The organism is Kitasatospora sp. P5_F3, assembly GCF_054049135.1.
On sequence record NZ_JBFUMY010000057.1, the window covers coordinates 1 to 12953 of the forward strand.

The 12953-nt window shown below is 71.9% G+C and carries 14 protein-coding genes; 10 read left to right on the top strand and 4 right to left on the bottom strand.

Annotated features, from left to right (window positions below):
• The coding region (locus tag ACXJMZ_RS27390) for a GlxA family transcriptional regulator (protein ID WP_457032716.1) at positions 1 to 704 on the top strand (704 nt) is incomplete at its 5' end.
• A gap of 20 nt (positions 705 to 724) precedes the next feature.
• Here ACXJMZ_RS27390 and ACXJMZ_RS27395 read toward each other — a convergent pair.
• Positions 725 to 1927, bottom strand: a complete 1203-nt coding sequence (locus tag ACXJMZ_RS27395; RefSeq protein ID WP_457032717.1) for an FUSC family protein — start codon at positions 1925 to 1927, stop codon at positions 725 to 727.
• A 108-nt stretch (positions 1928 to 2035) separates the two neighbouring features.
• On the opposite strand from ACXJMZ_RS27395, the gene ACXJMZ_RS27400 reads away from it, so the two are divergent.
• Positions 2036 to 3226, top strand: coding sequence for an aminotransferase class V-fold PLP-dependent enzyme (locus tag ACXJMZ_RS27400; protein ID WP_457032718.1), 1191 nt, complete (start codon positions 2036 to 2038; stop codon positions 3224 to 3226).
• Positions 3227 to 3376: 150 nt separating this feature from the next.
• Entirely contained in the window at positions 3377 to 3859 is a 483-nt protein-coding gene (locus tag ACXJMZ_RS27405) for a VOC family protein (protein WP_457032719.1), read from the top strand.
• Here the strand turns inward: ACXJMZ_RS27405 and ACXJMZ_RS27410 are convergent.
• The gene (locus ACXJMZ_RS27410) at positions 3844 to 4317 is read right to left on the bottom strand and encodes an OsmC family protein (RefSeq protein ID WP_457032720.1); all 474 of its coding nucleotides are present in this window, start codon (positions 4315 to 4317) and stop codon (positions 3844 to 3846) included. The two genes, ACXJMZ_RS27405 and ACXJMZ_RS27410, sit on opposite strands and share 16 nt — an antisense overlap.
• A 37-nt stretch (positions 4318 to 4354) precedes the next feature.
• Positions 4355 to 5008, bottom strand: coding sequence for a TetR/AcrR family transcriptional regulator (locus tag ACXJMZ_RS27415; RefSeq protein ID WP_457032721.1), 654 nt, complete (start codon positions 5006 to 5008; stop codon positions 4355 to 4357).
• Positions 5009 to 5131: 123 nt separating this feature from the next.
• Here ACXJMZ_RS27415 and qcrB point away from each other — a divergent pair, with 123 nt between their 5' ends.
• From qcrB to ACXJMZ_RS27430, 3 genes are read left to right on the top strand one after another with little or no spacing between them, the layout of a single operon-like run.
• The gene (gene qcrB, locus ACXJMZ_RS27420) at positions 5132 to 6709 is read left to right on the top strand and encodes a cytochrome bc1 complex cytochrome b subunit (RefSeq protein WP_457032722.1); all 1578 of its coding nucleotides are present in this window, start codon (positions 5132 to 5134) and stop codon (positions 6707 to 6709) included.
• A gap of 11 nt (positions 6710 to 6720) precedes the next feature.
• Entirely contained in the window at positions 6721 to 7164 is a 444-nt protein-coding gene (locus ACXJMZ_RS27425) for a PPOX class F420-dependent oxidoreductase (RefSeq protein WP_457032723.1), read from the top strand.
• 51 nt (positions 7165 to 7215) lie between these two features.
• Positions 7216 to 7875 carry a hypothetical protein gene (locus ACXJMZ_RS27430; protein ID WP_457032724.1) on the top strand — a complete coding sequence of 220 codons (660 nt, stop codon included), beginning with the start codon at positions 7216 to 7218 and terminating at the stop codon, positions 7873 to 7875.
• On the opposite strand, the gene ACXJMZ_RS27435 is transcribed toward ACXJMZ_RS27430, so the two are convergent.
• Positions 7808 to 8560: a hypothetical protein gene (locus ACXJMZ_RS27435; RefSeq protein WP_457032725.1), complete on the bottom strand. Its 753-nt coding sequence runs from the start codon at positions 8558 to 8560 to the stop codon at positions 7808 to 7810. The two genes, ACXJMZ_RS27430 and ACXJMZ_RS27435, sit on opposite strands and share 68 nt — an antisense overlap.
• A 249-nt stretch (positions 8561 to 8809) precedes the next feature.
• Between ACXJMZ_RS27435 and ACXJMZ_RS27440 the strand changes: the two genes are divergently transcribed.
• Genes ACXJMZ_RS27440 through ACXJMZ_RS27455 form a run of 4 tightly spaced genes read left to right on the top strand, consistent with a single transcriptional unit; the run spans position 8810 to position 12903 of the window.
• Positions 8810 to 9904: a type III polyketide synthase gene (locus ACXJMZ_RS27440; RefSeq protein ID WP_457032726.1), complete on the top strand. Its 1095-nt coding sequence runs from the start codon at positions 8810 to 8812 to the stop codon at positions 9902 to 9904.
• The gene (locus tag ACXJMZ_RS27445) at positions 9901 to 11106 is read left to right on the top strand and encodes a cytochrome P450 (protein WP_457032727.1); all 1206 of its coding nucleotides are present in this window, start codon (positions 9901 to 9903) and stop codon (positions 11104 to 11106) included. The genes ACXJMZ_RS27440 and ACXJMZ_RS27445 overlap by 4 nt, the downstream gene beginning before the upstream one ends.
• 10 nt (positions 11107 to 11116) lie before the next feature.
• Entirely contained in the window at positions 11117 to 11668 is a 552-nt protein-coding gene (locus tag ACXJMZ_RS27450; RefSeq protein WP_457032728.1) for a cupin domain-containing protein, read from the top strand.
• Positions 11665 to 12903 (top strand): cytochrome P450, encoded by a 1239-nt coding sequence (locus ACXJMZ_RS27455; RefSeq protein ID WP_457032729.1) that lies wholly within the window; start codon positions 11665 to 11667, stop codon positions 12901 to 12903. The genes ACXJMZ_RS27450 and ACXJMZ_RS27455 overlap by 4 nt, the downstream gene beginning before the upstream one ends.
• The last annotated feature ends 50 nt before the right edge of the window (positions 12904 to 12953 follow it).

Sequence of the window (12953 nt, forward strand, 5' to 3'; positions counted from 1 at the left end):
GCCCGGCCGTGCTCGGCGCCGTCCGCCGGGCGCACGCGCGCGGGGCGCGGCTGGTCGGCTTCTGCAGCGGCGCCTTCACGCTGGCCGAGGCCGGGGTCCTGGACGGGCGCCGGGCCACCGCGCACTGGCAGTGGGCGGACTCGTTCCGGGCCCGGTTCCCCGCCGTCCGGCTGGAGTCCGACGTGCTGTTCGTCGACGACGGCGACATCCTCACCTCGGCGGGCAGCGCAGCCGCGCTGGACCTCGGCCTGCACCTGGTCCGGCGCGACCACGGCGCCGAGATCGCCAACTCGGTCAGCCGCCGGCTGGTCTTCGCGGCCCACCGGGACGGCGGGCAACGGCAGTTCGTCGAACGGCCGGTCCGCGATCTGCCGGACGAGTCGCTCGGGCCCGTGCTGGCCTGGGCCCAGGAGCGGCTGGACGAACCGCTGACGGTGGCCGACCTCGCGGCCCGCGCCGCCGTCAGCCCGGCCACCCTGCACCGGCGCTTCCGCGCCGAGCTCGGCACCACCCCGCTGGTCTGGCTCACCGGCGAACGGCTCACGCTGGCCCGCCGGCTGATCGAGCGGGGCGAGTCGGGCTTCGACGCGGTGGCCCACCGCAGCGGCCTCGGCAGCGCCGCCAACCTGCGTGCCCTGCTCCGCCGCGAGACCGGCCTCAACCCCCAGGCCTACCGCCGCCGCTTCGGCCCGGCCCCGGCCTGAGCCCAGCTCCTGACTCGGCGTCAGCCCCGGACCAGCCTGCGCAGCCGGTACAGCACCGTGAACCGCTCCTGGTTGGCCACGGTGGCCCGGTCCAGCTCCTCCATCAGGCGGCGGGACCGGTGTTCGAGATCCAGCTCGTCCAGGATCCGGTCCAGCTCGGCGAGCAGCGAACCGTGCAGCTGCCAGGCGTCCGGATGCTGCTGCACCTGCTCCAGCAGCAGCCGGGCGACGTTCTCCCGGCTGGCCAGGGCGGCGCTGAGCTCGTCGGCCAGCCGCTGCTCGGCCGCCTCCGCGTTGCGGCTGACCTGGGTGGTGACCAGCACCGAGAAGCTGACCAGGGCGCCCCCGACGTGGGCGAGCAGCTCCTCCAGCGCGAGCGCGACATCCGGCGGGAACAGCCCCTGGTCACCGGTGCGACGCTTGGCCAGGTCGGTCAGCGAACGGGCCAGCACCCGGATCACCACGACACAGATCTCCAGGGTGTCCAGACCCGTGCGCAGCACCAGCCGGGAGAGCACGCCCTCGGAGATCCGGGGGTTCAGCCGCAGACTGTCCTCGGCCTGCCGGAGCGCGGCGTCCACCTCGGCGATCGCCTGGTCCAGCTCGCGGGCCTCGTGCAGCCGGGCGGCGGCCAGGTGCACCTCGGTCGGGCCGTGCAGCTGTTCGGCGAGCCGCAGCAGCAGGTGGCGGGCCCGGCGCGCCAGGTCCTCGATCGATTCGCCGGCGGTGTCGAGCCAGACCGGGGGCGCGAACAGCAGGTTGAACAGCAGGCCCACCCCGGCGCCGATCAGGGTCTCCAGCACCCGGTCCCAGGCCTGGCTGGCGAGCCGGGTCACCCCCAGCACCAGCATCGCGCTGATCGCCACCTCGTTGACGAACTCGTCCACCCGGACGAACTGACCGACCGTCAGCGAGGCCAGGATGATCAGCCCCAGGCTCCACCAGCTGAGTCCCATCACGGCACTGAAGCCGATCGCGATCAGCACGCCCACCACCACCGAGTTGACCCGGCGGATGCTGGTGGTCAGCGTCGAGTAGACCGTCACCTGGACCACCAGCAGCGCCGTCAGCGGAGCGGTGAGCGGCGCGGGCTCGGTGCTCAGCTGTACGGCCACGGCATAGGAGAGCGTCGCCGCGAGGGTGGCCCGGACGGTCAGGTGCACCACCGGATCGCGGAGATACTGACGTACGTTGACGGACAGAGTCGCTCGCATCTCGGCCATTCTCCCCGCCTGCCCCCGATTCCCGTTCTCAGACGCGCAGCGAGTGCTGCGTCCGGCCGACCGCCTGCCTAGGGTGAGCAGCAACGGTGGACCCCCAGGGAGGCAACAGTGCCGATCGACGTCGAACAGGCCCGGCGGGACACGGCGGGCTGTACGGCCGTCACCCATCTCAACAACGCCGGCGCCTCCCTGCCGCCGCGTCAGGTGGTGGACGCGGTGGTGCGCCACCTCCGGCTGGAGGAGGAGGGCGGCGGCTACGAGGCCGCGATCGCCGAGACCGACCGGATCGAACACGTCTACGACGCGCTGGCCCGGCTGATCGGCGCCGGACCGCACGAGATCGCCCTGCAGGAGAACGCCACCCGGGCTTGGGACATGGCGTTCTACGGGCTCCGCTGGCAGCCGGGCGACCGGATTCTGACCGGCCGGTCGGAGTACGCCAGCAACGCGATGGCCTATCTGCAGACGGCCCGGCGGTACGGGGTCCGGATCGAGGTGGTGCCGGACGACGAGCACGGGCAGATCTCCGTGCCTGCTCTGCGCGAGCTGCTGGACGAGCGGGTGAAGCTGATTGGCGTCACCCATGTCCCGACCCAGAGCGGGCTGGTCAACCCGGCGGCCGAGATCGGCCGGGTGGCCCGGGCGGCCGGGGTGCTGTACCTGCTGGACGCCTGCCAGTCGGTCGGCCAACTGCCGGTCGACGTCCGGGAGATCGGCTGCGACCTGCTCACCGCCCCCGGCCGCAAGTACCTGCGCGGGCCGCGCGGCACCGGCTTCCTGTACTGCTCGGAGCGGCTGCAGGACCGCCTCGAGCCGCCGTTCCCGGATCTGCAGTCGGCGGTCTGGACCGGTCCGGACTCCTACCGGGTACGGGAGGACGCCCGCCGTTTCGAGAGCTGGGAGAACGGTGTGGCGGGCCGGATCGGGCTCGGGGTGGCGGTCGACTACGCGCTCAAGCTTGGGCTGCCCGCGATCGAACAGCGGATCACCGCACTGGCGGCCGGCCTGCGGGACCGGCTCCGGGCGCTGCCCGGCGTACGGATGCACGACCGGGGCTTGCGGCAGTGCGGGATCGTCAGCCTGACCGTCGACGGCCACGACAGCCTCGAACTCGTCCGGGAGCTGCGGGCCCGCCGGATCAACCTCTCGGTCTCTGCGGTCGGCTCGGCCCGCTGGGACCTGGCCGAACGGGGCCTGGAGTCGGTGCTGCGCGCCTCGGTCCACTACTACAACACCGAGGAGGAACTCGACCTCCTGTGCGCCGCCCTCCCCGCACCACGGCCGACCGGCCGGGGCTGACCCCSCGCGGCCGGGACTGCTCCCGCGCGGCGTCCGCCCGAACGGTGCCGATTCGGTCCTATGCTCACTTTTCGGGCGTCGGCTTCGGCGCAGCACCGCCGGCCGGGTGCGTCCGAAGGCCACCGGCAGGCCAGTCGGAAGGGCACCGGTATGACCACTGACGACCGCTTCACCACCTGCCTGTGGTTCGACGGCCAGGCCGAGGAGGCCGCCGACCACTACCTGTCGATCTTCAAGAACTCCCGCCGCGGCCGGATCAGCCGCTACACGGAGGCCGGTCCTGGGCCGGCCGGTTCGGTGGTGACCGTGGAGTTCGAGCTGAACGGGCAGAAGTTCGTCGGCCTGAACGGCGGACCGGAGTTCACCTTCAGCGAGGCGGTCTCGTTCCAGATCCCGTGCGCCGACCAGGCGGAGATCGACTACTACTGGAGCCGCCTCACCGAGGGCGGCCAGGCCATCCAGTGCGGCTGGCTGCGGGACCGCTTCGGGGTCTCCTGGCAGGTGACGCCGACCGCCCTGATCGACATGGTCAGCGACCCGGACCCGGAGAAGGCCAGCCGCACCACCGCGGCGATGCTCCAGATGGTCAAGTTCGACCTCGCCGCACTGCGGCGGGCCTACGCGGGCGAGTGACTGCGCGCCGGGTGCGGCTCGGCGGCGATGATCGGGGTGCCACCGCCGACCGCCCGGGTCACCGGGGTGCGCTCGGCGATGTCGAGCAGCCGGGCCCGCTGCGCCTCGTCCAGCTCGCCGACCAGGTCGATCCGCCGGGTGATCCGCACCGCCGTACCCGCGCCCTTCTCGTAGGCCAGGTGCACCCGCACGGTCTCCAGCGGCCACTGCTTGCGCTGCGCGTACATCCGCAGCGTGATCGCCGTGCAGGAGCCGAGAGCCGACAGCAGTAGTCCGACCGGCGTGCTCGCGGTGTCCGCGCCGCCCGCCGACTCCGGCTCGTCGGCGGCGAGTCGGTGCCGTCCGGCCCGGATCTCCACCCGGTAGTCGTCGCCGGTGCTGGTCGCCACGGCCGCCGCCGACCTGACGTACTCGATGCTCTCGGTCATCTCTCCCCCTGCTGCCGGCGCCTTGGTCATGCCGCCGACCCTACTCGGGTGACCCGCTGACGCAGGATCACCCCTCCGCCTCCCAGAGCCCGGCGAAGAGCTGGTCCAACTGCTCCTCGCCGACCGGCGGTTCGGTCAGCGGACCGGTGGCCCGGGTGTGGAACCCGGCCAGCAGCAGGGCCAGGTGGCGCCGCCACAGGCCGGGGCGCAGGTCGTCGGCGGCCGGGACGGCCCGGCAGAGCGGGCCGAGCAGGAAGAGCAGGTCCATCGGGACCACGTCCAGCCGCATGGCACCCTGCTTCTGCGCCTTGACCATCAGGGCGGTGACGGTGGCGGCGTTCCGGTGGCTCATCTCGGCCAGCGCCGGGACGCTCGGGATGGCCATCGTCACCAGGTCGTTGAACCCCCGGTTGGCCGCGACCAGTTCGAAGATCCGGCCGAAGTACCGTTCGATCTCGGCCCAGGCGTCCTCGCCCGCGAGCGCCTGCTCCCCGGCCTCGGCCAGCACCGAGCCCGCCGTCGCGAACACCTCGCCGATCAGGTCCTCCCGAGTCGGGAAGTGCCGGTAGAGGGTGGCGTTTCCGACGCCCGCGCGGCGGGCGATCACGTCCAGCGGAGTGTTCAGCCCCTGCTGGGCGAAGAGCTCGGCGGCCGCCTCGACCAGCGCCTCGCGGTTGCGCCGGGCGTCCCGCCGCCGGGGCGTGGCCTGCTGATCCGTCATGTGCTCACCCTAACCAATCCCTGAAACGGGGACAGCTCCCCACTACTGCTAGGGTAGCGCCAAGAAACGGGGGGCAGTCCCCGTTTCAATCTGGCTGCACGGATCGCGCACAAGGGGAGTGCCATGACCACCCGTCAGAACTCGGGGCGCCGCACGGCGGACTGGCTGGACGGCAGGCTGGGCATCCACACGATCGCCCGGACCAACCTGCGCAAGATCTTTCCGGACCACTGGTCCTTCATGCTCGGCGAGATCTGCCTCTACAGCTTCGTCGTCATCGTCCTGACCGGCGTCTACCTGACGATGTTCTTCAAGCCGAGCATGGCCGAGGTGGTCTACCACGGCCCGTACCTCCCGCTGAGCGGCATCCGGATGTCGGAGGCCTACGCCAGTACGATGCACATCAGCTTCGAGGTGCGCGGCGGGCTGCTGATCCGTCAGATCCACCACTGGGCCGCGCTGGTGTTCGTCGCGGCGATGTTCGTGCACATGATGCGGGTGTTCTTCACCGGCGCGTTCCGCAAGCCGCGCGAGATCAACTGGCTGTTCGGCTTCCTGATGCTGTTCCTCGGACTGCTGGACGGCTTCTTCGGCTACTCGCTGCCCGACGACCTGCTCTCGGGCACCGGCATCCGCTTCGTCGAGGGCGTCACCCTCGCGGTGCCGCTGATCGGGACCTACGCGCAGATGTTCCTGTTCGGCGGCGAGTTCCCGGGCACCGACATCGTGCCGAGGTTCTTCACCATCCACGTGCTGCTGATCCCGGGCATCATCGTGGGCCTGCTGGTGACGCACCTGATCCTGGTCTTCTACCACAAGCACACCCAGTGGGCCGGTCCCGGCCGCACCGAGCAGAACGTGGTCGGCTCACCGCTGATGCCGGTCTACACGGCCAAGGCCGGCGGCTTCTTCTTCCTGGTCTTCGGCATCATCGCGGTGATCTCCGCTGTCGCCACCGTCAACCCGATCTGGGCGTACGGTCCGTACCGCCCCGACCAGGTCTCCACCGACGCCCAGCCCGACTGGTACATGGGCTTCGCCGAGGGCCTGATCAGGGTGATGCCGGGCTGGGAGGTCGGCCTCTGGGGCCACACCCTCAACCTCGGCATCCTGATCCCCTTCCTGGCCTTCCCGTTGGTGCTGGCCGCGATCGCGGTCCACCCGTTCGCGGAGAGCTGGATCACCCAGGACAAGCGGGAGCACCACCTGCTCGACCGCCCGCGCAACGCGCCCGTGCGCACCGCGTTCGGCGCGGCCTGGATCAGCCTGTACCTGGTGCTGCTGGCCGGCGGCGGCAACGACCTGTTCGCCACCCACCTGCACCTGTCGCTGAACAGCATCACCTACGCGGTCCGGATAGGGGCGTTCGTAGTGCCGGTCGCAGTGTTCCTGATCACCAAGCGCTGGTGCCTCGGCCTCCAACGACGGGACCGGGACAAGGTGTTGCACGGCCGGGAGACGGGCATCATCAAGCGGCTGCCGCACGGTGAGTTCGTCGAGCTCCACGAGCCGCTGCCACAGGCCGAGTTGCACCGACTGACCGCACACGAGCAGTACGCACCCGCCGAACTCCCGGTCCGGGCCGGGCTGCTGACCACGGTTCGGGTCCGCGCCTCGCGCGCCTGGTACGGCCCCGGCAGCCAGCTCAGCCGGCCGACCGCCGAGCAGTACCGCGAGATCACCCACACCGACGAGCACTGACGGAGCGTGAGATGCGCCTGCCCAGCGCCCAACTCGCCGAGAAGCAGTACCTGTTGCTCACCACCTTCGAGCCCGACGGCACCGCCGCCACCGCCACCACCTGGGTGGTGGCGGACGGCCCGGCGCTCGGCGTCTGGGCCCGGACCGACTCGGCGGTGGTGCGCCACGTCCGGAGCCACCCGGGCGTCCTGGTCGAGCCCTGCGACCAGCACGGCCGCCCGCTCGGCGGGCGGCAGCAGGCCCGCGCCGCACTCTGCGACCCGGACACCACCGCCTGCTACCGGACTTCACTGCTCAACAAGTACGGCCTGACGGGGATGCTCGCCCTGGTCCGCAGCCGCCTCCGGCTCGGCCTGGCGGGGACGGTCGGCATCCGGATCACCCTGACCGACCCGGACGCCGCTCTGCCGTTCGGCGCGGCCTGGACCCCGTCCCCCTGGTACAGCCTCAACTGACCGCAGGGGCCGGGGCGAGGGCTGTCGGAGCCGTACGGTTGGATGATCATCATGACCGCCAACGATGTCGCCCCGCTACTGCCCACCCCGGACGTCCTGCGGGACCACTGCCGGGCGCTGGCCGTGCTGGACGCGATCCTCTGCCCCGAGTGGCCGGACCGCTACTTCTCCTTCGATGCCGACTGGGCGCCCGGGGAGCAGCTGGCCTCGATGAAGAACGGCTCCGGCGACGAGTACACGGTCACCTTCACCCCCGCCGGCGTCTACCTGCGCGGCTTCGACCACGAGTCCCCGATGAGCCCGTACGCGGAGGACCGGGTCTGGCCCGGCGTGCTGGACGAGGTGCCCGAGCCGCTGCGCGCCTGCGCCGAGGAGCCCGCCTTCACCGACGACGGCCTCCCGGCCGTCACCGCCGCACTCTGGCGGCTGAGCAGCGACGAGCAGTGGCACACCGGCACCGTCGACCTCCCGCCCGGCCACCCCGACCCGGACGGCGCCGACTGGCTGTTCCAGTCCCTCACCGACCGTTCGGCGGAGGCGTACGGCGAGTTCGCCACCGACTACTACGAGGTCCCGGTCGACCTGACCGCCGTCCGCCACGTGCTGGCGCTGCGGCCGCTGACCACCGAGGTGGTCCGCGCCCTCAACCCCGAGCTGACCCTGGCGGATCTGGCCGACGACCTGGAAGAGACCGGCTACCCCACGAGGTGACCCGCGGCCGCGGCACCAGTTCCAACTGCGCGATCCGGGCCGCGATCCCGTCCGTCTCGCGCGGCCGTCCGTCCTCCGTCAGATGCTCCCGCAGCCGCAGACTCTGCCAGGTGACCGGCTCGCGGGTCCGCAGCACGTGCCGACCGCCGCAGGCGCAGGAGCGCCGCACCGTCCCACACCCCTGGCAGAGTTCGACGAACCCGTGTCCGGTGGAGCGCGCCACCGTCGGCCGTTCGTCGCCGCACTGCCGGCACCCCGGCAGCATCACCCCCTCGGCCAGCAGCACCTGGCGGTGGACGTACTCCGGCAGGCCGAGGGCGGGGTGGCACAGGACGTCCACCACGTAGCACTCCTGCGCCGGCCCGCGCCGCAACCAGGGCCCTGGCCGCTGCGGCGTCCGCAGCCCCAACTCCCGCTTCTCGAACCGGCGCCGCTCCGCGTACCGGGCCTCCGCCGCCTGCCAGAGCACCCGAGCCCGGTCGAGCTCGGTCACCGCGCGGACCAGCGAGTCGGGGTCGGTCTCCAGGTCACGAGGCATCCGGGCACTGATCGTCAGATGGTGGTACGTGCCGTGGAATCCGTACGGCGCGAAGACATGGAGGCAGACCCAGAGCTCCCGGTGCCGTTGCAGCAGCGGCAGGGCCGGATCGAGCACCCGCTCCCGGTGGGTGACGAAGCTGGTCACCGGGTGGCCGCCGCAGCATGCGGAACAGGCCCGGCCGGAGGGCGAAGAACAGTCATCCGGCGAGTATCGCCGGGTCACTCCGAATGCGCCTCCGATTTGCGACTGGTTCCTTCGTGTGCATTCCACCGTGCGGCGGGTGGTTCGATCGGTGGCTGGGAACGGTACCGCCGGAGCCGGCCCGGCTCCGGGCCCGCGGCGGGTGTCCCCCCGCCGGGCGGGTCCTCGTCGATCGAGGGGAACGTCCCGTCCGTGGCCACCCTGTGCCGTCCCGCTGTTGCCGTGCCCGAGTACGTGATCACCATGGAGGAGACCCTCGACCTGGTCCGGTCGGTCCACGCCGACCACCCCCAACTGCCGCTCGCGCTGAGGCTGATCGAGAACACCGGGGTCCGCAAGCGGCATCTGGTCCAGACGGTCGAGGAGACCTTGGCGCACCCCGGCTTCGAGGCGCGGAACCTGCGCTACGAGGCGGAGGCCAAGCGCCGGGTGCCCCAGGTGGTGCGGGAGGCGCTGGAGCACGCGCGCCTGACGCCCCAGGAGATCGACCTGATCGTCTACGTCTCCTGCACCGGCTTCATGATGCCCTCGATGACCGCCTGGCTGATCAACTCGATGGGGTTCCGCCCCGAGACCCGCCAGCTCCCGATCGCCCAGCTGGGCTGTGCGGCCGGCGGCGCCGCGATCAACCGGGCGCACGACTTCTGCACCGCCTACCCGCAGGCCAATGTGCTCATCGTGGCCTGCGAGTTCTGCTCGCTCTGCTACCAGCCGACCGACCTGGAGATCGGCACGCTGCTCTCCAACGGCCTGTTCGGCGACGCGGTGGCCGCCGCCGTGGTGCGCGGCCACGGCGGCACCGGTGTCCACCTGGAGCGCAACGGCTCGCACCTGGTGCCGGACACCGAGGACTGGATCGCCTACAGCGTCCGGTCCACCGGCTTCCACTTCCTGCTCGACAAGCGGGTGCCCGGCACCATGGAGCCGCTCGCCCCGGTGCTGGTCCAACTCGCCGACCGGCACGGCTGGAACGCCTCCGACCTCGACTTCTACATCGTGCACGCGGGCGGGCCACGGATCCTGGACGACCTCTGCGCGCACCTGGGGGTCGCCCCGGAGTGCTTCCGGTTCAGCCGGGCCACCCTGACCGAGTACGGGAACATCGCCAGCGCCGTGGTGCTCGACGCACTGGCCCGCTACTTCGACGAGGGCACCGCCACCGACCGGGCCACCGGGCTGATCGCCGGCTTCGGCCCGGGAATCACCGCCGAGGTCTCGCTCGGCCGCTGGACCGTGCCGATCAAGCCCCAGTCGTTCGCCAAGACGCTGATCAGGAGCTCGAATTGACCACCACCGCCGCCGCTCCGGTGCATTTCTGGAACCCGCCCGACCTGGCCGGCCTGGACTTCGACCCGCTGCTGCACCGGCTGCTGCACGAGGACCCGGTGGCCAGGGTCCGGCTGCCGCACGGCGACGGCCACGCCTGGCTGGTGACCCGGTACGAAGAGGTCAAATTCGTCTCGGTGGACCCGAGGTTCAGCCGCCAGGCGGTGTACGGGCGCTCGGTCACCCGGCTGGCCCCGCACTTCATCCCGATGGACGGCGCCGTCGGCTTCGCCGACCCGCCCGACCACACCCGGATGCGCCGGGTGGTGGCCAAGGCGTTCACCCCCGCCAGCATGCGCCGACTGCGCGAGCACGCCCAGCAGGTGATGGACCGGCTGCTCGACGCGATGGCCGAGCACGGCGGCCCGCTCGACCTGATGGCGCACCTCAACCGTCCGTTCCCGCTCGCCATGATGTGCGAACTGATGGGCGTACCGGCCACCGACCACGACCGGATCGCGCACTGGTCCGACACCGTCATCTCGGCCTCGGCCGGCCGCGAGGCCAGCGAGCTGGCCAAGCAGGAGTTCGCCGAGTACTTCGCCGAACTGCTCGACCGGCGCCGGGTGGAGCCGCGCGAGGACCTGGCCGGGGTACTCGCCGAAGCGGTCCAGGACGGCACCCTGACCCAGCACGAGGCGGTCGGGCTGGCCGTCCTGGTCCAGATCGGCGGCGGCCACGCCGTCCGCAACAACAGCGCCAACATGGTCTTCGCCCTGCTCACCCACCCCGGCCAACTGGCCCGGCTGCGGGCCGAACCCGCGCTGCTCCCGCAGGCGGTCGACGAGCTGCTGCGCTACATCCCGCACCGCAACGCGGTCGGGCTGTCCCGGATCGCCCTGGAGGACGTCGAGGTCGGCGGTGTGCTGATCCCGGCCGGGGATCCGGTCTACGTCTCCTACCTGACCGCCAACCGCGACCCCGCGGTCTTCGCCGACCCCGGCGTGCTCGACTTCGACCGCTGCCCCAACCCGCACGTCTCCTTCGGCCACGGTCCGCACTACTGCCCGGGCGCCTCGCTGGCCCGGCTGGAGTCCGAACTGATCGTCGGCTCGCTCTGGGACCGCTTCCCCGACCTGCGCCTCGCCGTGCCCGAGGACCAACTGGTCTGGCAGCGCGGCGCGTTGATCCGGGGTCCGGAGACCCTGCCGGTGACCTGGTGAGGAGCCTCCGATGACCTACCTCAACCCGAAGGACGGCCTGGTGGTGCCGCCGGGCGGCGGCCGGACGGTGCAGGCCGCCGCCCAGCAGGTCACCTTCAAGGTGACCGGCGCGCACTCGCTGATCGCCTCCAGCTTCGAGGTGGTGGTGCCCCCCGGCTTCGATGTCGGCGCCCACGCACACGGCCGGAGCGAGGAGCTGTTCCTGCTGCTGGACGGCGAGTTGGACGTGCTGGCCTTCGAACCCAAGGTCCGCACCCCGGACTGGCGGGACTGGGAGTCCCGGCAGGGGCAGCACTTCCTGCGGGCCACGCCCGGCACGCTGATCCTGGTCCCGCCCGGCTGCCCGCACGCCTTCGCCAACCCGACCGGCCGGCCCGCCCGGATGTTCTTCCAGGCCGCACCGCCACCCGAACACGAGCACTACTTCGAGGAGTTGCTGGACTTGCTGAACGCGGACGGCGGCATCGACCACCAGGCGGTGGCAGCGCTGCGACTGCGCTACGACATCGAGCAGCTCACCCCGCTGCGGCACCTCCCCGTACCGGCGGAGGCAGCCTCGTGACCGACCTCTGCCCGGTCCGGAGCACCGCCCGGGACACCGCCCGGGACACCGTGCACTTCTGGCCGGTCGTCCACCTGCCCGAGCTGGAGTTCGACCCGCTGCTGCACCGGCTGCTCCGCGAGGAGCCGATCGCCCGGGTCAGGCTCCGGTTCGGCGAGGGCGACGCCTGGCTGGCCACCCGGTACGAGGACGTGAAGGAGCTCACCTCCGACCCCCGGTTCAGCCGCGAGCTCACCGTCGACCGCCCGGTCACCAGCATGACCCCGCACGTGGTCGCCCCGGTCGGCGGCATCGGCCGGACCGACCCGCCCGACCACACCCGGCTGCGACGCCTGGTCGCGCAGACCTTCAACCGCCGCCGAGTGGCCGAACTCCGGCTGGAGACCCAGCAGATCGCCACCCGACTGGTGACCGCCATGTGCGAGCGGGGGCCGGCCGCCGACCTCACCGAGGCCCTCACCGGGCCACTGCCCGAGCAGGTGATCGGCAGCCTGCTCGGTGTCCCCGCCGCCGACCTCGGCCGACTGCAGAGCTGGCGCGCCGTCATCCTCTCCAGCGACCACTCGCTCGCCGAGGGCAACGCGGTCAAGTCCGAGATCGCGGGCTACTTCCGCGCCCTCGCCGAGCACCGGGCCGCCCACCCGGGCGACGACCTGTTCAGCGAACTGGTCGCCGCCCACCAGGCCGGTTCACTCAGCCGGCCGGAGCTGATCTCCCTCTCGGTGATGATCGTCCTGAACGCCCTGGACCAGATCCGCAACCAGGCGTCCACCATGGTCTACACCCTGCTCACCCACCCCGAGCAGCTGGCCTGGCTGCGCGCCGACCTCGGCCGACTCCCCGACGCGGTCGAGGAGTTGCTCCGCTTCATCCCGCAGCGCAACGGGGTCGGCATGCCGCGGATCGCCACCGAGGACGTCACCGTCGGCGGTGTCACGATCCGCGCAGGCGAGGCCGTGTACGTCTCCTACCTCGCCGCGAACCGCGACCCGTCGGTCTACCCCGACCCGGACCGGCTGGACCTCGCCCGCACCGGCCAGGCCCCCAACCTGGCCTTCGGCCACGGCGCCCACTACTGCGTCGGCGCCGCCCTCACCCGGATGCAGTGCGCGGTCATCCTCGAGACCCTGCTCACCCGGCTCCCGGCGCTGCGGCTGGCGGTGCCCCCGGCCGAGATCCGCTGGCGCCGGGGCACCGTCAACCGGGGACCGGAGGCGCTGCCGGTCACCTGGTGACGACTCGTCGGACCACCGACACGGCGCTGCGCAGCAGGCTGCGCAGCACC